Below are 22,744 nucleotides of genomic sequence, written 5' to 3'. Positions count from 1 at the left end.
CCTGGACGGGATTGAAAAATGCAGGGGCGCCAGTTCAAGACATGAACGGACGCCCCTGTTTACGCTTTACGCTACTAACACTCGTCTCAGCTTTGTTTTGTCGCGCAATTTAACCGAAAAGTGGCGACCACTTTATCGGATTGCGCTCTAGCCCCCGAACTTGTAACGGAGAGCGACACTGTAGGTCCGGCCGTTCAGGTAGTGCTGACGCTCGATGCCCGACTCGAGTCCGGGTTCGCCGTTGAAGCGATCCAGCCCCTTGTCCGTCAGGTTGGAGCCGTTCACCGACATCGTCAGTTGCTCATTGATCTTGTAGTTGAACGAGGCATCGAGGATGCCATAGGCGCCGATATAGCGACCATCGATCGGATTCAGCGAAGCGCCGAACAGGATCGACGACGAACGCCAGGTATAGACCACCCTCGCCGAGATCTGGCCGTCGTCATAGACGCCGGTGAGACTATAGCTGTCCTTCGACTGGAACGGCTGGGCGACGTTGATGATGTTCGGCACTGCGGCGCTGCCGAAGTTGACCGGATTCTTGGTCGTTACATGCGTGTAGGAACCTGACGCGCCGAAATTGCTCCAGGGTGCCGGCAGGACGTCAAGGAAGCTTTGGAACGCCAGTTCATAACCGGTGGCATTGCCCTTGAGCGCGTTGACCGTGCGCGTAATCATATACTGGCCGCCCGAGCAGCCGTTGGTTGTGGCCGTATTGGCCGGGACGCCGGCAACGGTTTCGCAGTTGTTGACGCCATTGAAGAAGCCCTCGATCTCCTTGTCGAAGACGTCGACGGAGATATAGTTCGTCTTGCTGAAATACTTCTCGAACGAGATGTCGTAGCTGTCGGCGATCAATGGCTTGAGGTCCGGATTTCCGGCGTTTCCGAAACCGGTGACCGTATTGACGCCGACCGCCGGATTGAGATTGCCCAGCGGTGCACGGGTCAACCCCTTGCCATAGCCGAGACGCAGCAAGGTATCGGGAGTAATGTGGACGATCAGGTTCGCCGACGGCAACAGGTTGGTATAGGAGGTTTCCGCTTTGATCGCCGTCAGCACGCCGGTCGACGGATTGCTCGTAAAGGCTCGCACCAGCCCGTTGGTATTTACCGCACGCAAGCCGATATTGCCGGTCAGGCGTTCTTCCATGGCCGAGAAATCACCCTGGACATAGACGGCCTGCGTATCTTCCGCCGTGAAGCGCCGCGCGCCCTGAATTTCCGGCCACGCGCCTTCAATCGGAATACCGGCGAGAGGGAAGTTGTTACGGACCGTGTCACCCAGCAGGGCATCCGGCGAGAACACCAGATAACCGCCGCTGTAGCCCGCCTGGCCACGCATCCAGTTGGTCGGAGAGCCTTCAACCAGGCCCGGCATCGACGCAACAGAGATACCGTTCGAACGGTTTGCCGTCAGGCCCAGACCATCGGTTGTCAGGTTCTTGCCGCCGTAGCCGAAGTTCTTGTACAGGTCTTCCTGGTGAGCGAAGCGCGCGCCGAACTTGACTTTCGTGAAAACGCCGGCGTCGGCGTGATAGACGGCGTCGAACGCGGCGGCAAAGCCCTTGTCGTCCCAATGCTGGTTGGAGCCGTTGCCGTACTGATTGAAGTACCATGTGTCGGGGCTGGTCAGCGAAGGTCCCGAGAACGACACCGCGTGCGGATTGTCGCTGAAGGCGCGGGTAATGTCCCAGGTCAGGCCTGAGGCCGCGGCAAGGGTCACGCTGCGATTGTCCTGGGTGCGATCAGCCTTGATGTAGGAGAAGTCGCCCTTGACCTCCAGCTTGTCCGTGGCCTGCCACTCGAACCCGGTCGCCGCAATCCAGGTGACATAGGGGCTGTGTTCATCGCCGCCTGTCGTTTGCAAGCCCGACTTGAGGAAGGTGCCGCTCTGGAAACGCTGGCTGGTCACGACGGCGTCGCTGCCGCCGTTGCTGTTACGGTTGGCCAGGCTTTCCGTCAGGGCGAACGGCGCCGTCACCAGGTTCTGCACCGTGCGGCTGTCGCTGGGCTGCAGGAAGCGGTAGCTTTGGTGATAGAGATAGGAGGTATAGTTCAGGCCGGCGTAGAAGCGCAGTGAGTCATTGACGACCCAGTCGGCCGCCAGGTTCAGTCCCTTGCGTTCGCGCTGGATGGTTTCCTGGAAAACGTTGGCAAATGTGCCGCCCGCGGTGATGATATTGGCCTGCTGCGCACTGGTCAGCGGCACGCCCGTGAAACTGTTGGCAGCAAGGTTCGGCGTATTGGCGTTGGGGGAGCCAAGCGTCGGCACATCCGCCAGGAACCAGACATCCGTGCGACCGGCATAGGTCTGGTTGGCGCCGGCTGCTTTGGCGCCGTCTGAGCTATATTCGGCATCATCGGCGCGAATGGAGCGGCGGTAGGACGCACCGCCATTGGCCGGATTGTTGTCGGAACGCCCGGTGCTGGTCTGGTAGACGGCCGCGGCCATGACGCCGATGCGCCCGCCGCCGGCCAGGTCCCACTTGTCTGCAAAGGTCGCATAGACTTCCGGATCGAGCTCCTTGGCGAGGTCGTTATAGCGCGCCGTGACGCCGAGACCGAACGTCTTGGAGCGGAAATCGCTCGGGTGGCGCGTCCGGATATTGACCAGGCCACCGATGCCGCCTTCGATATGCTCGGCCGACGGGTTCTTGTAGACGTCGATGCCGGCAACCATGCCCGGGATCGCGTCCTCGATGTTGAATTCACGCGCACCCGCCGTGAAATAGCTGCGGCCGTCGACCTGCGACGCCGTCTGCCCCGACAGGCCGCGAATGGTCAGGCCGCTGCCGTCGCCGACCGGCGAAGCGCCCTCGCCGCCATAACGGTAGCCCTGGACGCCGGGAACGCGGGTCAGGGTTTCGGCGACGTTGGGATCGGGCAACTTGCCGATGTCTTCCGCCGTAATCGAATCGACGATTTCCGTCGCATTCTTCTTGATCTGGACCGATGACCGCATGCTGGCCCGGACACCCGTAACGACGACAGTCGTATCTTCGGGCGCCGGGGCGTCCTGGGCCGCCACTTCAGTTGCAACGACGAGGCCTGCGGCGATTGTCAGGGCAAGGCCTGAAGCACGCAATAACAGATGGTGTGATGATCTCATTTCGGGTTCCTCCGCTGGTTGGCATTTCGCCTGTTTTTTCGCCGGGTCGTTCCCGAGCTTTCTTACGTTGCGCGGGGAGCAGGAAGGTCCCGTATTTCGCTGCGCGAGGCAGATCACGGGCTGTTTCCGGCTCTCCAAATAGGTCTGATACCGTCACCTCAAATTTGGTATCGATATCACGATTATGGAGGTACACGCGTCGAACAAAAAGGTCAATCAGGCAAAGTCAGACGACCTGCGGGATGATACATTTTTGGCACATTTTTTCGGCCTAAAAACAGAATTGACAGCGGTGTCAAAGGATAAAAATTTCCACAAATAACTGTTTTTAAATGATAAAAAAAATATTATAATTGGTATGGATACCACGCCCACGCTTTGTGACCCCGCCAAAAACGGAGAGGTTCAGCGCTCCACCCCCATGGACGATAAGGTAATATATTACTAATGCAACGATTGGACTTTCCGAAATTCAAACGACTTGATGCTACCGATACCGCCTGAATCGCGCTCAAATTTGAGGGGGTGACAAAAGCTCAGTATCTTGATATCGATACCATCAATCAGGCCGTTGACAGCGGATTAGGCCGCAGACCGCGAAACGGCCTATAAATGGATCGGGAGAGGAACCCCAAGTGACCAAGACTGCCATAGTGCCCGCCCTTGCGCTCCTGGCCATGTTGCCAACCATTGGCCATGCTGCGCACGCGCGCCCTTTCCGCAGCCCCCTTGCAGCCAGCTCGCAGGTGCAGGTCTTTCCGTTTCCGCAGCCGATCCGTTACGACCATCACAATGACGACTATACCGTCCGGGTCCGCGTCCCGGGGGGTGAATGGCAGGACCTCTACGAATACACCGTCACGGTCGACTGGGACAAACCGCAGAAAGACGCCTCGATGGTGTATTTCAATTTTGCCGGCCCGGTTGAAGTCGCCGTCCAAAAAAACAACGGAAACTTTCGCGACGTCGCCATTCGCCCGACCTCGAAAGGCATCAAGTCGCTCACCAAGGACGGTATCGTCTATTTCACGCTGACAAAGCCGGAAGATTTAAGCGTCGAATTCGATGGAGACCATCTGCATAACCTGCACATCTTTACCCAGGGAATAAGGCCCGACCTGCCGGTCACCCCGGTCAGGGCGACAAGCTATGATATCGCCGCCGGCGTCAATCCGGACCTTTCGAAGGCGGTGGTCTATTTCGGCCCCGGCATATTCACACCAACCGATGCCGACGGCGTTTTCCATATCCAGTCCAACTCCACCGTCTATGTCGACGGATCGGCGATCATCAGGGGCGGCTTCAAACTGGACGGCGTCGAGAACGTCACGATCAAAAGCGACGGCTTGTTTGACAGCAACACCCTGCTGGAAATCAGAAATTCAAAAAACGTCACGATCGACGGCCCCATCTTCTTCAATCAACTGCATGGCACCTTGAGGTGCACATCGTCCGAGAATGTCCAGCTCACCCATATCCGGACGATCGGCGGCGGCCAGTGGTCCGATGGCCTGGGGAACTTCAGCTGCAGGCACGTCAGAATCGCGAACAGTTTCGTGCGCACGTCCGATGACAGCATCACCATCTACAACCATCGCTGGGACAGCTACGGCGACTCGAGCGACATTGTCGTCGAAGACTCCACACTGTGGGCGGATGTAGCCCACGCGGCCTTCATGGGGATTCACGGCAATACCCCCTCACCGGCCCACCCGGATCCCGAAATTATCGAAAATGTCCGCTTCAGCAATATCGATATTCTCGACGTCGATGAGGACGAGCCGGAATATGAAGGCGCGATCGGGATTACCGCCGGCGACGACAACCTGATCCGCAACATCGTGTTTGAAAATATCCGCGTAGACAGGATCGAGGAGGGCAAGCTCTTCAACTTTCACGTCGGTTTCAACGCAAAATACAACACCAGTCCAGGCCGGGGGATCGACGGCGTAACGCTGCGCGACATCAGCTTTACCGGCAAGGGATCGCCCGGTGCATCCGTCATATTCGGCTATGACGCCAGCCGCGCCGTGACGAACATTCATCTGGAAAACGTAACCATCAACGGGAAGAAGATAACGGCCCCTGCCCCCGGCGTTCTTCAGATCGGCGATCACGTCTCCGGCGTAACCTATCAATAGGCTTTCGGACGTATCGCGCCACACATGGCCACCGGCCGGGACTATGCGCCTCCGACCATCAAAGCGGCCACAACGACCTTCCGCCGGAAAAACGAAACAGGACCAGGATATGCAATCGGAACTACAGACCAGCGCGGCAGGCGAAAGGCGGCATACATATACGCTGCTGAGCCTGTTCCTGTTCGCCTATTTTTTCGCGCAGGCTATGACGATTTCGCTGCTGCCGCTGTGGCTCAAGGGCCCGCTGGGCTTAAGCGGAGAACAGACGGGCATAGTTATCGGTGCGAATTCCCTCGCCGCCCTGATTTCGCAGCCGATTTACGGCTTCGTGTCGGACAAGATCGGCATGCGCAAGCATGTCCTCAGCTTTCTGGCGCTGATGGTGGTCGCCAGCGTCGTGTTCTTTACCCAAATCTACGAACCCCTTCTTCGTTCGAACCTGATGCTTGGGGCGGCGGTCGGCGGCGCCTACCTCGGATTGACCTTTTACGCCGGCAGCTTCGCCCTCGAATCCTATGTCGACCGCCTGGGCCGGTACTATGGTTTCGAGTTCAGCCGGGTACGGCTTTGGGGCTCCCTCGGATTTGCCTGCGCGGCGTTCTTCTCGGGTCAGTTGTTCAATATCAGCCCGGCAATCAATTTTGCCTTCGCTTCCGGCGCCGGCCTCCTGCTGTTGCCGGTCGTTTTTCTTCTCAAGCCGGCGCTCACGGCCAACACATTGGAAGCGTCAAAATCCCTGAAACTCGCCGACTCGCTGGCTGTCCTGAAGATGGGCCGGTTTTGGGGCTATATGGTGCTGATCCTGGGCGTGACCGACCTGTATCTGGTCTTCGACCAGCAGTTTCCCGCCTATTACGCATCGCAGTTCGCCGACCTGGCGCACGGCCGCGCGATGTTCGGATATCTCAACTCGGCGCAGATCTTCGTCGAAGCCGCCGGCATGTTCGTATCGCCGTGGATTGTCGCACGCCTGGGCATCAAGTCGTCCCTGCTCCTCGCGTCGGCGATCATGATTTTCCGCATCGCCGGTTCCGGCCTGGTCTCCGGCCCGGTCGCTATCTCGGCGATGAAAATGCTCCACTCCGTAGAGCTCCCGATCCTTGTCGTCGCCAATTTCAAATATATCGCCAGGCATTTCCCGACGCACCTTGCCTCGACCATCTACATGGTTGGAGTCAGCTTCGGCCATTCGCTGGGGCTGGCCCTGCTGTCGCCCCTGGCCGGCCGCGGATACGATCATATCGGCTTTCCACATACCTATCTGTGCATCGCCGGCATCGCCCTGGTCTTCTGGGCGGGCGCGTGGTTTGCGCTCTCGCCCGACCAGACAGGGCGATCCAGCTCCATTTCTGACAGTGAGATTGCTTAGTGACTGCATTGGTCGAATCCGCCGCCAAGCCGGCCCCTGTATTGCAGAAGGCGCGCATCGACCGTGCCGTCGCCATTGCGATCGCACGCCTCCGCGCGCAGTTGCCGCGCTTTACCGACGAATTTCCAGCACCGTCGTCGATCAACGGCACATTCCCGGCCATGGACAATTCGGAATGGACCAATGGATTCTGGACCGGCAGCCTGTGGCTGGCCTATGAGCTGAGCGGCGATCCGGTCTTTCGCACTGCCGCCGAACGCCAGGTCGCCACATTCACCCGCCGGATCGACGACAGGAACAATGTTGAACACCACGATCTCGGTTTTCTTTACTCATTGTCGTGCGTCGCCGCCTACAAGCTCACCGGTAATGAAGCGGCCCGGGCGTCTGCCCTGAAGGCCGCCGACACGTTGCTGACCCGTTTTCTGCCGGTCGCGGGAATCATCCAGGCCTGGGGCGACCTTAACGACCCCGAGGAAAGCGGGCGGATGATCATAGACTGCAATCTCAACCTGCCGCTGCTCTATTGGGCCAGCGACACGACCGGCAATCCGGACTATCGCGACGCCGCCAACCAGCATATCGCCCAGGCCGCCAAGTATATTGTGCGTCCCGACTATTCGACCTATCACACCTTCTATCTCGACACGAAAACCGGCGGGCCGCGGCACGGCAGCACGCATCAGGGCTACAGCGATACATCCTGCTGGGCCCGGGGACAGGCGTGGGGCATGTACGGGTTTCCCCTGGCTTTCCGCTACAACCGGGACGCCGGACTGGTCGACCTGAGCACGCATCTCGCCGATTATTTTCTGGCCCGTCTGCCGGCCGACGGCGTGTGCTGCTGGGACCTGGTCTTTACCGACGATGTGACGGAACGCGACACCTCCGCCGCTGCCATTGCCGCGTGCGGCCTGCTGGAGATGGCGCGACAGCTGCCGCTGCTGGATACGCGGCGCGCCGACTACGAAGCCTGGGCCGGCGCCATCATGGTCAGCCTGACGAAAAACTACGGCCTGGCCGAAGATGATCCAAGCGACGGCCTGCTTTCCAATGCGGTCTACCACATGCCCAAGGGCATCGGCGTCAACGAACGCTGCTTGTGGGGGGACTATTTCTATCTCGAAGGGCTGATGAGACTCTCCCGCACCTGGGAGCCGTACTGGTGAGCCAAGCGATTACCGCGGCAGCACGCCCTGGAAGGGCCCCTTGATGCCGTGATCCGGCGCCAGCCCCGTGGAGCCGCGCTCGATCAGCGTAAACTTCATCAGGTGGTGCACCGGCTTGCTGGCCTGGCCGCTCTTGATCGCCTTTATCTGTTCGAAAAGCGTCGCCACGGAGGACCGGCCCATCGCCGCGATAGGCTGATGGATCGTGGTAAGCTCCGGCCAGATCGTCGTCGCGACCGGCGTATCGTCGAACCCGGCCACCGACAGGTCATCCGGGATCACGATATGCAGTCCGTGCGCCACCGCAATCACAGCCGCGGCCATGTCGTCATTGCTGGCAAAAATGGCGGTCGGACGATCACGGCTTTCCAGAAGCGCGCGGCCCGCTTCCAGTCCCGAGCGGTAGGTAAAGAGCCCCGACGCGATCCAGTCCTCATTGACCGGAATTCCGGCCTCGGCCAGCGCGGCCAGGTATCCCTCGTAGCGCAGGGCCGTCGGGGTGTGAGACGGGTCCCCCTTGATGAAACCGATCCTCTTGTGACCCAGTTTGACAAGACGTCGCGTCATCGCCAGGGCAGCCTTGAAGTCATCCACCCGAACCGCCGACACGTCCGGCAGGGGCTTGCCCGTCGCCAGCGCCAGGACGGGAACGCCGGCCTTGGCCAGCATATTGACGGTGGCGGGTGAGTCACACAGGGGCGGCGGCACGATAACGCCGTCGACGCCGGCGCCCAGCAATCGCTGAACCGCCGCCTTCTGCGATTCCAGCCCGGTGCATTTTTCGAGAATGAGCTGGCACCCCAGCTTGCTCGACTGTTCCAGCCCACCCAGCATGATTTCGTTCAGGTAGGACGCCGACGGATTGGAGTAAAGCACGCCGATGCGCACGCCGCCCATTCCCGAGCGGGTCGATCTCGCCGCCATGTTCAGGGAGTAGTCCAGGGCCTTTACCGAAGCCATGACCTTGGCGCGCAAGGCCTCGCTGACCGGGACATTCTGATTCAGCACGCGCGACACAGTCATCGAACCGACGCCGGCGTGCTTTGCGACATCGTGAATCGTAACAGATGACCGCGCGGCACGTTTCAACGGACAGGCAACTCCAGGATTTGTTTCTATGCGCGCCGCACCTCGACACGGTGATTCCGTGTCAATATGCCTTGCTCCAACCGGTATGCCTGACTACCGATAAAAATCAATGCAGCCCCACACTGAAACTGTCGAAGTCGGCCCAGCCGACGCGGGTCGACGTGCTCGACGGTGTTCCCGAAGGCGCCTGGGCAAACAAGCCGATCTGGGCTCCCACCCACCGGCCGGGCTTGCTGGTAAAGCCATCGCCCAGCGGCGTCCAGGTCACGCCGTCGAGGCTGTAGCTGAAGGTGACACGGGCGTCGGTCGTCTGCAACATGGCCGGCCAGATCGGGCGATAGTTAGGCGCCGGCGCCGGCACGGAGACAGGTTGGGCTGTCAGCTTCAGCCAGACATCGCCGGCGACCTTCGGACCGGTGACCTTCACTTCGGGCTGGAAGGTGTCGGCGTCCGATCGCGTGACCTGCACGACAAACGTTCCGTCCCGGGTATTTTCCACACCGATAAAGCCATAGCTGGCGCCAAAAAAGACAAGACCGGCTCTTTCGCCTTCCCATTTAGGTGACAAAGCCATTTGGGTGACCGCGCTGAAGCTCAGATTGGGCAGTTTCTGGGTGAGTTCGTTACCGGCCTCCCACAAATTGCCCGACGATGATATCGACTTCAGGCGCAAAAATCCCGGCCGGGCCGAGAGGTCGAGCCAGTCGTCACCGGGGTTGGAATTCCACTGCCACGCTGCGTTCAGGGCGCCGTCGAAGGAATCGTCCGCGACGGGCACCGTGATCTCGACCGGGCCGGCGGTCTTCGGTTTCTTATGGACCTCCACCGACTGACCGATATCGTGTCCTGCCTGACGCTCGCCGATCTGCGGCCAGTCGCGGTCTGTCCCGGCCCTGCCCCACCTCATGGGTTCGAGCCACACCCGGCGGCCATAGGAATCCGTATCCTCGAAGTGCACAAACCAGTCTTCGCCGAAGGGCGTATCGACCCACGCCCCCTGGTGAGGACCGTTGGCCGGTCCGTTTCCCTGATCCAGGACGTTGCGCGCTTCGTACGGACCGGACAGGCTGCGCGACCGGAACACACCCTGCCAGCCGTTCTTGACCCCACCCGCCGGCGCGAAAATATAGTAGTAGCCATTGCGCTTGTAGAGCTTGGGCCCCTCGATGGTGAACCATTTGGCCATGCCGAGGGAGGTTGCGACGGGGCCGAGGGTATTGCCATCGATAATCACCTGGCCTTCGCCCAGGGTTTGCGTGCCGTCGGCATTCAGCGGCTTCAGCACGACCAGATTGTTCTTGTGGGCACGTGACCCGGCGAAGGCATGGACCAGGTAGCCGCGCCCGTCGTCATCCCAAAACGGACAGGGATCAATCGCGCCAACCGTTTTGTCGACAAGCACCGGGGCACTCCACGGGCCTGCCGGATCGGTGGCGGTGACTAGGAATATGCCAAAGTCGGGATCGGGATAGTAGATCATGAAGCGGCCGTCGTGGTACCTGATCGCCGGCGCCCACACGCCACCGCCCCGGCGCGGCGTGCGGAAATGGTCATAGGGCGGGACCGCCGCCAGGGCGTGACCGATGATGTCCCAATTGACCAGATCCTTCGAGTGCAGCACCGGAAGTCCAGGCACATTGGTAAAGGACGAGGCGACCAGGTAGTAGTCGTCGCCTACCCGCGTCACGTCCGGATCCGAATAATCGCCCATCAATACCGGATTGCGGTAGGTGCCATCGCCCTGATCGGGCACCCAGGCGCCTTTGGGGATGCCGGTAGTGGTCTGGGCGGCGACCGGTCCGGCGAGAAGGGCCATGGCAAGCAGGAAGGCACGCATGTCAGATGTCTTTCGGAGAGAAGAGGATGGCTTGTCCACCCGAAGCCGCCAGTTCCAGGGTCAAACGCGTCGCGCAGCCGACATCCTTCGCTTCCATGACGACCGGTGTCAGATATAATGGATGCGTGATGTCCCCGTCGCGGAAAATCTGCGCCGTCCACGCGCCGTCGCCCAGGAAATCGAGGCCGATCGTGATGCGGTGCGAAGCTTCGTTGGCCAGGGCGCCGAGAAACCATTCCCGCCCCTTCCTGCGCGCGATGACGACATGTTCGCCGATCACGCCGGACAGGGCTCGCGTCTCGTCCCAGGTCGTCGGACACCTGTCGAACCAGGCCAGCTCGGGAAAGGGCGTCTTGGCATATTTGGCGGGCGTATCGTACCAGTAGAGAAAGGTCAGCGGGTTGTAATAGACCGCAGCCATGGCCAACTGGTGGGCGTTGGTCGTCTGGTTCTTTTCGTTGGCATAACAGATGGTGTAGTCGAGCGGGCCGGCGAGCATGCGCGTGAAGGCCAGGGTCACATTGTGCCTGGCCGGCGGAAACTGTTCGTTACCCCGCACGCCCTCCAGCGCGATATAGTTGGCCAGGGTCCGCTCCAGCCCTGCCGGCCGCAGGTTGTCATGCAGATTGACCAGAAGCCTGTAGTCCGCGCAGGTCTTGAGAAGATCGAAGATGAAATCGTTGTCGCTGCGCCGGCCTTCCCAGACAAAGCCGAACTTGATCCCGGCCACGCCCCAGGCGCTGTAGGTTCGGCAAATGTCGGCGAGCTGCCGGGTCGCCGCAACGCGATCGACATACAGGATCATGCCGATGCCCCGGGCGCGGGCATAGTCGATAATCCGTTGCAGATCCAGGTCCGGCAGAGGCGTCAGTGCATCGGACGCATCGGTCCCGTCACCATACCAGTGGGCGTCGTATTCAACATATTCAAGCTGGTGCGCCGCTGCAAAATCGACGACCTCAAGTCCGCCCTGAGTCGAATAGGGGGCGCGGATGCGTATGGCGCGGCCGGGCCGTATCCAGCTCTCGTCGGCGATAAGACCCGGCGTGGCGAGGGTGGGGATCAGTCCGGCCTGCTCGATCAGCGCGGTCGCACTGTCCGCCAGGAGCAGAACGCGCCACGGCGTTGCCTGCCCCGCCGACATGTCAAATTCCGGCTCTGACGGCGTATCGCCGGGGCCGCCCCATCCGGTCGCCCGGGCGGGAAAGCGCATCAAAAATGTGACCAAGGCGTCTCCTTGCGCCTTCACCATGAGCCGCGGGTAATGCAGCCGGTCGGACTCGCCGAGCTGCGCATATAGGCCGTTGCCGACATCAACCGTCACCGGAACGTCGGCCAGCCCCATAGGGTCGGAAGAGCCGGTGAGCGGCGGCCAGGGTTCGGGGGCGAGTTCGGACGGACGGCACATCTGATATTCGCCTTCGTCACGGCTGGCATAGAGCCTGGCATCCGCGGCAAAGCGAAATTGCGTGCGCTCGCCCATCAGCCGAACCGGGGTGTCGGCCATGCGGTATCGAAGCGCGACCCCGCTGTCGTAAGCTCTCGCAACCAGGTCGAAGTGGATATCGGCGGCACTGTCGAACAGGCGGACCGTCAGTTCGTTGTGACTTTCGTCACAGGACGAAGCGGCGCCAAATTTCGGCTGCCAGCGGCCGCTGTGCTGGCTTTGGCCTGTGGACACCAGACTGACAGACGCACCCAGCAACCTGTCGTCGGCCAGCCACAGGCCGAGGCCGGACGGGAGCAGAACGGGCTTCGCGTCGTAATCCACCGACCAGGTCGGCCGACCGCCGTCGAGACCGATCGTCAGGCCGGCCCGGCCGTTCGGGGAACGCACCGAGACAAACCGGGCCCCGATGGCTTTCGCACCGGCTGTGCCGGCAGCCACCGTCCCGGCCAGCATGGTCCCAACGATCTCGCGCCGTGAAGTCCCGTTGCCGCTGGCTCCCATGTTTGTTCCTGTTTGGACGCCGGCTTCAACCGGTCTGGATAAGGCAATATTCTGGTATCGATACCATGAAAATCCAGTACTACCGATTTGAAGCGCGGTCAATATTGCGGCTCCGGCGCGCCTGCCCGGCGCGACGGCGGCCTTACGCGTTCGCGCAAGTGCTTAAATTTGCCCGGACAGCACATGGAGGCCGGACCCCAATATCCGGGTCGTTCCACCGGGCAGCTTGACCAGGGCGGTGATGCCGGGCGGTATGTCCGCCCGCAGCTTCCACGTTCCGCTAGCGATCGACCAGCGGCTGCCGATGACACCGAACACCGAGTTATAACGGACATCCGCTGAAAGCACGCCGCACGCCCAGTCCGGAGCGAGCGTCAGGCGGTGCTCAGCCCCGGGCGTCATGTCGACATTGATGCCGCCGAGACCGCGATAGAACCAGCTCTCGATATGCCCCAGCATAAAATGGTTTTGCGATGACACGCGTTCACTATCCCAGGCTTCGGTCAGGGAGGTGGCGCCGTTGGCAAGCTGCTCGCCATAGCTTGGCTTGTCGTCGCGTTTGAGCATGGCGTAGAGCACATCGCCGCGACCTTCTTTCCCGAGCGCCTCCACGACATAGTGGAAGCCGACATCGCCGGCCGAAACATGGTACCCGCGCGCCTTGATGTCGTTGACAAGGTTGTCGAGTACGGCCTGGCGATCAGCCGGCGGCGCGATGTCCAAAGCCAGGGCCATTGCATTCGCCGTCTGGCTTCCTTTGTCGAATTGATGTGTTGCCGGATCATACAGGTTGGCCAGTATGGCCGACCTGAATTGCCCTGCCTGATCCTGATACGCCTGGCCTGGCCGGCCCAGGATCGTGGCGACCCGCGACAGGCAACGGAACATATGGCAAAGCGTCGCCGTGCAGGTCATCGCCAGGGACGTCAACTGCGCCGGGCCGGGCGCCTTCGGGCCAAAGTCGTACCAGTCGCCGATGCCGTAGCTGACGAGCCCGTCCGGTCGCACGCGCGTCAGACTATAGGCGGCAAACCTCTCCATCGCCGGATAGGCCTGCTCCAGACTGTCGATATCGCCGTAAAGACCGAAAGCAGCCCACGGCGCCAGGACGCAGGCCGCGCCCCATTCGGGTATGTTGCGCAGGTCGGAATCCCGTTCCTGGTCATCGACAAAGCGGAGATATTCCGGTGCAAACGACGGCATCATGCCGGAGGGCAATTGGGCGTCCGCCATGTCGCCTGAGATCTTCTCATAGAGCGCGGCGGCGTCGAGGTTCATCAGGATCGTATCGGCATTGAGGTAGGTCTGTTCCAGCCAACCCAGCTTTTCCCGGTCCGGACAGTCGGTAAGGTAGCTGGCCGCGTTCGACAACACCGCCTGGCGGATCAGGGCGTGGATACGATTCAGCCGTTCATCGCTGCACGAAAAGGAACCCTGGGCGAAATCATCGGTCAGGAAATCGCTGCCGACATCGACGACCTGCGATAGTGCGGCGCCCTCGACCTGCAGGTAACGATAGCCATTATAGGTAAAGGCCGGCTTCCAGGTTTCCCTGGCCAGACCTGCCGAGGTAAAGCCATATTCGATGTTCTGCGAATGCTCGGCCCATCGCGTCATACTGACCTGATCCACCGTTCCATCGTTGGCCAGGAGCTCGCCGGGATGAATGACAATACGCGTTCCGGCTTTCAATCCCCGGACCGAGAGCACGGGTTGGCCGGAGTGATTGACGCCGCAGTCGTAGACAAGGACACCGGGCTTAGGCTGACCGATCAATCTGGCGCGGAGATGCCTGAAACGCTTCATCGGCGCCATCTTGTGTGCGCGCAGGACGCCGCCAGGCCCCGTCAGGACCTCAGGCTTTCGCCAGCCTTTGATGGGCCCCTTGCCCTCGCGCCAACCCTCGATATAGGCTCGGGCATCGTAGTCCTCGCCGCCATAGATGCTGGTAAAGGTGGTCGGCCCTTCCCGTGTGACCCAGCTGTCATCGGAGGCGATCGGTGTCTCGCTGCCATCGGCATAAATAAGGCGCAACTGAAGCCACAGCTGCGGAGGACCATAGCGGCCAACGTATTTGCGGTAGCGGTCCGCCCGTCCCTCGACATTGAAGAATCCGTTTCCCAGTTCGACCGCCAGCCAGTTCAGCCCCTCGCCCACGGCGGCACTGACGTCGTATGTGTCGTAAAGCACCCGCCTGGAATAGTCCGTCCAGGCGCCGTTCAGGCCCGCCGGCGAAATTTCCCGGCCATTGACGAACAACCGGTACTGGCCAAGGCCGGCCAGCGAGACTACCGCCGAAACCGGCTTCGCAGTCGACGCCACAGCCTTGCGGAAAATCGGCAAGGCCGGATTGGGCGGCGTGTCGGGGTGCATGGCCCAGGTTGTCTGAACATAGCCCGGCCCCTGAGGCTGCGCGGCAATCCAACGGGCAAGGTTTTGGGATCTGTCGAAAATCCCGGTAACGAACTTGCCTGCATACGCGTCACCCGACGACATGCCCGCTTCGTCCCACACGGTCAGGAACCAGTCGTAACGTCTCTGCGGCAGCAAGGCCAGGTCTTCGTCCGGCCGGAAGTGGAGCGTGTCCCGGGCTATTTTCCCACTGTCGAAAACGGTGCGGGCGTTATGGTCGACAATATGAAGTCTGAACGCGCTTTGGGTCTTATTCTGCGCAGAACCGCCCGCCTTCAGTGTCCAGCGAAAGCGCGGGCGCAGGGTGTCGATACCGCGGGCGTCCTTTTGCCACTCGACTCGCCCGGAGAGCAGCGACAGCGGTGATAATCGCGCTGCGACGGCCGAACCGTTTATTGCGAACCAGCCTCCGGCCCCCGCCAGGGTTCCACCAAATGCGCGCCTGGACAGATTCATGGTCTCTTGCTCCGGAGTCTTCCGACCGGCCGGCCAGGCCGACAAATCGCTTTTTCATTCATGCATTTCGGCGGCATTCGCACAAGCCAGCGCAGCCAGGAGCTACGGCCGGAACGACAGCGCTCCTACTCGATGCTTTTTCCCATCGCCGGCGGTTTGAGGCTGAAGGACAGATCGGCATCACGGTCGACGGTGAGCTTGCCATCGCGGTATTTCAGTTCGGCAACCTGGATAACGGTGCGTTGATTCCAGTATGGATCGGTGAGCGCCTCCGATTCATGGCCCTGGTGAACGAAATAATAGATGAAGGCCCGCCCGCCATTCACGACCACGTCGGGATGCTGTCCGATACTCTTGTCCGTTGGCTTTATACCGGGTTGCGACAGCAGAAAGCCGTCCTGCTGTGTCCAGTGCAACGCGTCATCGGATTTCAGGACCATAAGTCCTTTCCAGGCGTCTGCGACGAGCCAATAGTGACCCTTGAAGCGGAAAGCCTTTGGCCCCTCGCCCCGGGTCTGCGTCACCGGCTGGTCACCCACCTTTTTCCACGTCTTCAGGTCCGGACTGTCGGCCGCCAGGATACGGCTGCCGAAGCTCTCATCCTTGTACCACATCCGATAACCGCGTTTCAGCTTGAGAACACTGGCGTCGATTGTCGTCGCCCCACTGAGATCAGGCGTATCCCCGCAGCTCCACTCCGCAAGATCCGGACTGGTCAAATGAACGATTTTAGCCCGGCTTCCAGGCTGGCCCCAGCGATGGAATATTCCCGGCACGACGGTGAGCCACATGTGATAGGTTCCGTGGTCGTAATAGAGTTCCGGCGCCCATGACGTGACGTCCGTACACGCCCCGGGGAAGCTTGCCGTGCCCTGGTAGGTCCAGGTCACGCCGTCCGGCGACGTCGCGATTCCGATGGCCGTTCCGTGCACCCATGCGACATCATCATGGTCCGGAAGACGCATTGTCGCGCGTCGATTGGTGTAAAACATCTTCCATTGCCTGGCGCCTCGATCATAGATGATCGAAACATCGGCGGCGCCGTCGAATATGGGGTCGCGGTAAAGCGGCTTGGGCGCGACCGCCGCGCCGGCCGGCCCGACCAGTGTCAGGCCCCAAAAAGCCGCTGATAAACCAAAAGCCGCTGATAAGATGGACGACACAGGTTTCATTTGGCGTTTCCCGGTGTGGCCGCTTGCAAAGGACAGGGGCAAGGTTGTCAAACCTAGCCTTGCACGATGATGCGGCGTTCTTGCAAATGATTCATTTGTCTGACATTTATGTGGTCAAGGCAAGTAAAATCTGATATCGATACCATAAAAGACGGGCGATGCACTATTAAAACCCCTTCACAGCAAGGGATTCCCGTCGTAACGAAACCGACAGACAGCGAGGACATTTGCATGAAAAATCCAGTCAAGGGATCAGGACACAGGAAATCGATCTTGAAATATCGCAATCTCGTTACCCTGTCCTTCGTCTTTCCATTGGCCTTTGCATTCGGCGTGACGGCTGCCGCTGCCTTGTCTGCCGGGACGGCGAATTCCGCCGCCGCAACAAGGCCGCAGGGCCCGTGCGACATATATGCCGCCGCCGGCGCACCGTGCGTGGCTGCGCACAGCACGACACGCGCCCTGTATGCCGGTTACAATGGCCCACTTTACCAGCTTGTACGTCAGTCCGACGGCAAGACCCTGGATATTGGCGTGGTAACATCGGGGCAGGCGCCAGCGGGCGATACCGGCGGCTATGCCGATGCGGCAGCCCAGGACATGTTTTGCGCCAATACAGTCTGTTGGATTGCGACGCTCTACGACCAGTCCGGGCACGGCAACAATCTCATACAGGCGCCAAGGGGCGGCTTTAGCGGGCCAGTCATGGGCGGCTACAACAACCTGCCCCTCGCCGGTCAGGCGCCTGTCTCGATCATGGGACATAAGGCCTATGGCGTCTTCATAACACCCGGCAGCGGGCTGCGGCAAAACGATGCGAAGGACACGGCGGTCGATGACCAGGCCGAAGGCCAATACTGGGTCATCGATGGCCGGCACTTCAATTCCGGCTGCTGTTTCGATTACGGCAATGCCGAGATCGACAGCCGCGACGACGGTAACGGCACCATGGAAACCACCTTTTTCGGCAATACGCCGTGGTGGTACCATGGCAGCGCGCCCGGCCCGTGGATCATGACGGATCAGGAAAATAATCTTGTCGGGTGCGTGAACCCCGATAAGTCAAAACTCTGCACCACCCTTCCCATCATTACGTCGCGCTTTGTCACGGCAATGGCGAAAGGGGAGCCCCATCACTGGACCACGCTCGGTGGCGATGCCCAGGACGGAAACCTATCCGTCATGTTTGACGGCCCGCGGGTCGACGCCACCTATGACCCGATGCGGAAACAGGGCGCCATCCTCCTGGGGAATGGCGGTGACAACTCCAATGGATCGCAGGGAACCTTTTACGAAGGCGTCATGACCGCCGCGGGGACTTTTCCGTCCGACGCGACGGATCAGCTGGTACAGGCCAATATCGTCGCGGCAAAATATGCTGTGGCGCCAGTGGTAATCGCTCCGCCATCGTCAACCTCGGCGCCGCCGGGCCTGCAGACCTTTGTTCCGGGCACGCTCCAGACCGTCGCCGTGATGTTTACCAACACGTCGGACGTGCCGGCGCATGCTGTGACCCTTTCGGTGACAGCGCCGAAAGGCTGGCGCGTAACAGCAAGCGGATCAAAAAAAGCCGAAAAAACCTTCGCGTCACCCGTGCCGCCGGGTCAAAGCGTGACGGCCACCTTCGAGGTCCAGGCGGCCATGACCGCCACCAACAGCGACATGATCGGAAAGGCGAAGTGGAGCGCCGGAGCAAATGGCAAGACCCGATCCGACACGGCGACGCAAAGGATACGCAATGTCTCTCCGGTCAAGATCAATGAGTTCCGCGTAAGCGACGGCTACGGATCGAATTCGACCAATAGCTTCATAGAACTCTATAACGACAGCGCGGACGCCGTAGACGTGTCGAACTGGACGCTGACCATTCGTCCGACGCGCACGGCCGCGTTTTCCGCCGTCACAGTTCCGGAAAAGACACGCCTCGCGCCCCACGCCTTCTATGTCTTCGGGTTATCGAATTCAGGCCTGGCCGTCTCCGCAAACGCCGGCGACGGTACGGTCTTTGTCCGAAGCATCGATGGAATGAAACCCGGCGACGATATCGTCATCGGGACAGGACAGAGCGCGGAAACGCGCAAGATCGCGGCCGTCGGGACGGCAGCCGGTCCAGCGACGACCATCTGGCAGCCGGTGCCGGAACATCCCTTCATTACCGTTCCGGCCGGGTCCGACAATCTGCCTGTGACGCGTACCGACGGCATTTCGATCGGCGACAAGATCGCCCTCGGCTTCGGAGCCGTCTTTCCTGTCGTTGGCCCCGTCGTTGGCCCCGACGTGGAAGATTATGAAATTGCCACCGTCAAGGCTGTGGGCAAGCCGGGAACCCAGGCCTATGTGGCGACAGATGCCGTGGCCGGCGCCACCAATATCAAGGTTACATCGGTATCCGGAATTTCGGCCGGCGACACATTCCGACTCGACATCGACAGTGTCGGCCACGGCATAGAGACCGTAAAGGTCAAAAGCATCGGCTCAGCCGCGAAACGAACCTCGGTCCGGACGGCCATCAATCCCGGCGACAGCGCCGTCACCGTCAATACCCTTGTCGGCTGGCCCACGCGGGAAAAGCTCGAATTTTCCGTTGGCGAACAGCTCAATATCGGCACGCCGGCCAATCTTGAAACCGTCACCATTACGGGCGTCGACATAGCCACCGACAATACGGCGAGCCTGCGCTTCTCGCCCGCATTGGTTCGCACCCATATCAACGATGAAGACGTCGTCGAACCCGGCAGCGGCCTCGAACTTGAAACACCGCTCAGGTTCGCCCACGCGGCCAACCTCCCCTTCAGTGTGCGTGGAACGGGCATAACGGTCGTGGCCAATACCGCGCATGCCCATTCCAGCAACGAACCCGTCCTGCCGATCGGAACCGGCGTCACGCTCGACAAGCCGCTTGGGCAGGCCCATCCCGTCGACTCCGTCGTCCGGGACGCTGAGGTAAAGTCCGCTGGATATGACGGCCATCCCAGTCAATGGCCAAGCCAATGGTACGGCGGCCCAGCCCTGCCCCTTCTGGCAGCCAGCATGGTTTTGCGCGACGCCAACGGCAACCTCGTCGACAGCCTCAATTTCGGAGGACTTGTCGATCCCTGGGCGGCCGAGGGCTACCAGGCCGAGTCCGGGTTCGAGAAGGCCGGATGCTTTGCGCCGACACCCGGCCTTCCGTTCAATTGGGATCCCGCATCGCGCGTCATGACCAATGTCAGCACCGGCCGCTATCCTGACGGACACGACACCGACAGCAATTGTCACGATTTCCTGGAGTCAGCCTCCACCCTCCTCGCTTCGGATGCGCCGGCACAGGCAAACAGCCTGAAAGTCGATAGCGCCGCCGGCTTCCGCGTCGGCCAGACCCTCTATGTCGATACCGGAAACAGGCAGGAGACGGTAGCCGTCTCCAAGGTCGGCGGGCCTGGCGCAACCACCCTGGCGACGGCGTCTGCACAGGGTGCAACATCACTCCAGGTCGTCAATGCAAAGCCGTTTGTGCAAGGTCAAACCGCGACGATTCGCGACGCCAATGGCAGTGAAGAGGTAACCATTGCATCCGTCGGCACCTGGAGTAACCGCCTGACTCTATCGGCGCCGCTCACCCATACCTATCTGAGCGGAGCCGAAATCTTCGGTTCCGGCCTTACCCTGGTGACGCCTCTGGCAGAGTCCCATCCTGCGGGCAGCCAGATTGTCACCGACCTGCCGACGCCGGGCGCACCCAACAGGTTCTCACAATGACATAAGTACCTGAGGTCATTACTTGAGAGTTGCCCCACTTGCAGCTTGGCAAAAAAACGATCATCATCGGGACCATGTTTATATCGCGCGTCACCAAAACCACCCTCGTCCTGCTGGTCAGCGTTACTGCAGCGTTTCTGGCGTCCTGCGGCGGTGGAGGCGGTGGCGGCAGTTATGGCGGCGGCGGATCGACGCCGCCGGTCGTAACACCGCCCGTCGTTACGCCCTCCGGCTGGGTCAGCGGCGTCTTTCAGGCCGCCAGCAGCTTCAAGGACCTGTGTTCGACGGTGCGCACGGGCGTCGATATCGAAGGCAATACCTTCCCCGACAAGGCCGGGACGACGCTCAGTGAAAAGAACTGGCTGCGCTCGTGGACGCATGAAACCTATCTGTGGAACACCGAAGTCACCGACGTCAACCCGGCGTCTATCGTGGCGACACTCGACTATTTCGACATCCTGAAGACCAACGCCACCACCGCGTCCGGCAAGGCGAAGGACGAATTCCATTTCAGCGAACCGACCGCCGACTATCTGGCGCGCAGCCATTCGGCCGCCAGCGCCGGCTATGGCGCCGAATTCGTCATCATCGCCGCGACTGTGCCGCGTGACGTCCGTGTGGCCTTCACCGAGCCCGGCACGCCTGCCGAGGACCTGGACGGCGGCGGCCACGAGAAGCTGGTCCGTGGCTCGGAAATCCTGACCGTCAACGGCATCGACCTGGTCAATGGTGGCTTTACCCAGGCCGAGGTCGATACCCTGAACCGCGGTCTATTCCCGCCAACGGCCGGCATATCGACCACCTTTACCGTGCGCGATCCCGGCAGTTCAGCGGTCCGGACCATCACCCTGGTGTCGCAGAACCTGGTCTCCAAATCAGTCAACCGGACGCGCGTCCTGTCCGACGGCGCCGGTGGCAAGGTGGGCTATGTCCTGTTCAACACCTTCAGCCCCTATGCCAGCGAAAGCGAACTGGCGACCGCCATACAGAACCTGCAGACCCAGGGTGTCAACGACCTCGTCCTGGACCTGAGATACAATGGCGGCGGGCTTTTGGCCGTGGCGTCGGAACTGGGCTACATGGTCGCCGGCGGCGGCCGGACCACCAGCCACGCCTTCGAACGCCTACGTTTCAACACCGGCGCCGGCGGCGTCAATCCGGTGACCGGCGAGGTCAATTCGCCCGTTCCATTTTATGCCAACGCCGTCGGTTTCAGTCTGGCGGAGGGTACGGCCCTGCCCAGCCTGAACCTGCCGCGCGTCTATGTCCTGGCCACCGACAATACGTGCAGCGCCAGCGAGGCCGTGATCAACGGTCTGCGCGGTGTCGGCGTCGAGGTCGTCCTGATCGGCAGCAAGACCTGCGGCAAGCCCTACGGCTTCTACCCGCAGGACAATTGCGGCCAGACCTACTATTCCATCCAGTTCCAGGGCGTGAACGATCTCGGTTTCGGTGATTTTGCCGACGGTTTTGCGCCGTCCAACACAACTGCCGTCTCGGGCGTCAAGCTGCCCGGCTGCCAGATCTCCGACGACTATCAGCACGAACTGGGGGAAACCAGCGAAGGCATGTTGGGCGCGGCGCTCAGCTACCGGCAAAGCGGGGTGTGCCCTTCCACGCTCAGTAGCTCGGCCAAGTCCGGTGCCGTGCAGAGCCGCAAGTCAGTTACCACATCACCCGCGATTGCCGCGCCCGAACCGTGGATCATGGAAAACAATCTCGACATGACGAAGGTTGGCGGATGAGCCGGCACCGGCACACCGCTTGGCTGGGTTTGCCGGCGCTTGTGCTGACCATGGGCGCCTGTGCCTCGGTATCGGCGGTGCCGGTGCCAGCGACAGTGGACCTGGGTGATGCCCGGTCACGGTCCGCTGTCGAGACCGCCCTGGCGGCAGCCATGAAGACCGCGCATGTCGAGCTTGGGCCCGTGGCGTCGGACCAGACCCCGGTCGTGACCGTCCTGCCACGCCGCCCGGGGCCCATGGAAGGCAATTCCACGGCTATGCCGGTTGCGTTCGATATCGTTATCAACAATGGCAAATGCTATGCCAGGCGACGCGATACCCAGGCGATGTACGAGTTGCGCGGCGCGAACTGTAGGCCTCAGACTCACTAACCGGTTCTTCCTTTTGACGCCCTCTGCAGTGGAATGCCCCCTCCGTCAGCGACGCGCCTTTTACACGACCTGAAGGTCGCAAGGCTTGCGCTGCCACCTCCCCCGAACGCCCTCCGGGCTACAGGGGAGGACTATGCTTTTCATGCGAATATTATTAAGCTTTGCCACCTGCGACACGACGTC

Annotated in this window: 12 protein-coding genes; 6 read left to right on the top strand and 6 right to left on the bottom strand. The window is 61.0% G+C overall.

Going from position 1 to position 22,744, the window contains the following annotated elements; genetic code table 11:
* Window positions 1-147 precede the first annotated feature (147 nt).
* Window positions 148-3,111, bottom strand: a complete 2,964-nt coding sequence (locus AC1DXO_RS06915) for a TonB-dependent receptor (RefSeq protein WP_476977383.1) — start codon at window positions 3,109-3,111, stop codon at window positions 148-150.
* 635 nt (window positions 3,112-3,746) lie between these two features.
* Here AC1DXO_RS06915 and AC1DXO_RS06910 point away from each other — a divergent pair.
* The 3 genes from AC1DXO_RS06910 (at window position 3,747) to AC1DXO_RS06900 (ending at window position 7,790) form a co-directional block, all read left to right on the top strand.
* Window positions 3,747-5,252 carry a glycoside hydrolase family protein gene (locus AC1DXO_RS06910; RefSeq protein WP_476977382.1) on the top strand — a complete coding sequence of 502 codons (1,506 nt, stop codon included), beginning with the start codon at window positions 3,747-3,749 and terminating at the stop codon, window positions 5,250-5,252.
* A 109-nt stretch (window positions 5,253-5,361) separates the two neighbouring features.
* A complete protein-coding gene (locus AC1DXO_RS06905; protein WP_476977381.1) occupies window positions 5,362-6,621 on the top strand; it encodes an oligosaccharide MFS transporter in 1,260 nt (419 codons plus the stop codon).
* The gene (locus AC1DXO_RS06900; RefSeq protein ID WP_476977380.1) at window positions 6,621-7,790 is read left to right on the top strand and encodes a glycoside hydrolase family 88 protein; all 1,170 of its coding nucleotides are present in this window, start codon (window positions 6,621-6,623) and stop codon (window positions 7,788-7,790) included. Before AC1DXO_RS06905 ends, AC1DXO_RS06900 begins: the two co-directional genes overlap by 1 nt.
* 9 nt (window positions 7,791-7,799) lie before the next feature.
* Here AC1DXO_RS06900 and AC1DXO_RS06895 read toward each other — a convergent pair whose 3' ends face one another.
* The 5 genes from AC1DXO_RS06895 to AC1DXO_RS06875 all read right to left on the bottom strand — a co-directional run bounded on the left by AC1DXO_RS06895 (window position 7,800) and on the right by AC1DXO_RS06875 (window position 16,707).
* Window positions 7,800-8,879 carry a LacI family DNA-binding transcriptional regulator gene (locus AC1DXO_RS06895; protein ID WP_476977379.1) on the bottom strand — a complete coding sequence of 360 codons (1,080 nt, stop codon included), beginning with the start codon at window positions 8,877-8,879 and terminating at the stop codon, window positions 7,800-7,802.
* A 106-nt stretch (window positions 8,880-8,985) separates the two neighbouring features.
* The gene (locus tag AC1DXO_RS06890) at window positions 8,986-10,716 is read right to left on the bottom strand and encodes a glycoside hydrolase family 43 protein (RefSeq protein ID WP_476977378.1); all 1,731 of its coding nucleotides are present in this window, start codon (window positions 10,714-10,716) and stop codon (window positions 8,986-8,988) included.
* 1 nt (window position 10,717) lies between these two features.
* A complete protein-coding gene (locus AC1DXO_RS06885) occupies window positions 10,718-12,667 on the bottom strand; it encodes a glycoside hydrolase family 97 protein (RefSeq protein ID WP_476977377.1) in 1,950 nt (649 codons plus the stop codon).
* A gap of 162 nt (window positions 12,668-12,829) precedes the next feature.
* Entirely contained in the window at window positions 12,830-15,535 is a 2,706-nt protein-coding gene (locus tag AC1DXO_RS06880) for a family 78 glycoside hydrolase catalytic domain (protein WP_476977376.1), read from the bottom strand.
* Between the two features lie 125 nt (window positions 15,536-15,660).
* On the bottom strand, window positions 15,661-16,707 hold the full coding sequence (locus AC1DXO_RS06875; RefSeq protein ID WP_476977375.1) for a glycoside hydrolase family 43: 1,047 nt from the start codon (window positions 16,705-16,707) through the stop codon (window positions 15,661-15,663).
* Window positions 16,708-16,980: 273 nt separating this feature from the next.
* Between AC1DXO_RS06875 and AC1DXO_RS06870 the strand changes: the two genes are divergently transcribed.
* From AC1DXO_RS06870 to AC1DXO_RS06860, 3 genes are all read left to right on the top strand, one after another.
* Window positions 16,981-20,445, top strand: coding sequence for an arabinofuranosidase catalytic domain-containing protein (locus AC1DXO_RS06870; RefSeq protein ID WP_476977374.1), 3,465 nt, complete (start codon window positions 16,981-16,983; stop codon window positions 20,443-20,445).
* 74 nt (window positions 20,446-20,519) lie between these two features.
* Complete coding sequence (locus AC1DXO_RS06865; RefSeq protein ID WP_476977373.1) at window positions 20,520-22,190, top strand: S41 family peptidase; 1,671 nt, start codon at window positions 20,520-20,522, stop codon at window positions 22,188-22,190.
* Window positions 22,187-22,561 (top strand): hypothetical protein, encoded by a 375-nt coding sequence (locus AC1DXO_RS06860; protein WP_476977372.1) that lies wholly within the window; start codon window positions 22,187-22,189, stop codon window positions 22,559-22,561. The genes AC1DXO_RS06865 and AC1DXO_RS06860 overlap by 4 nt, the downstream gene beginning before the upstream one ends.
* The last annotated feature ends 183 nt before the right edge of the window (window positions 22,562-22,744 follow it).

The sequence above is a fragment of the Asticcacaulis sp. P2_C5 genome (assembly GCF_056404555.1).
Note: the sequence above shows the minus strand (reverse complement) of the source record. Positions and strands in the feature narration are given on the sequence as shown.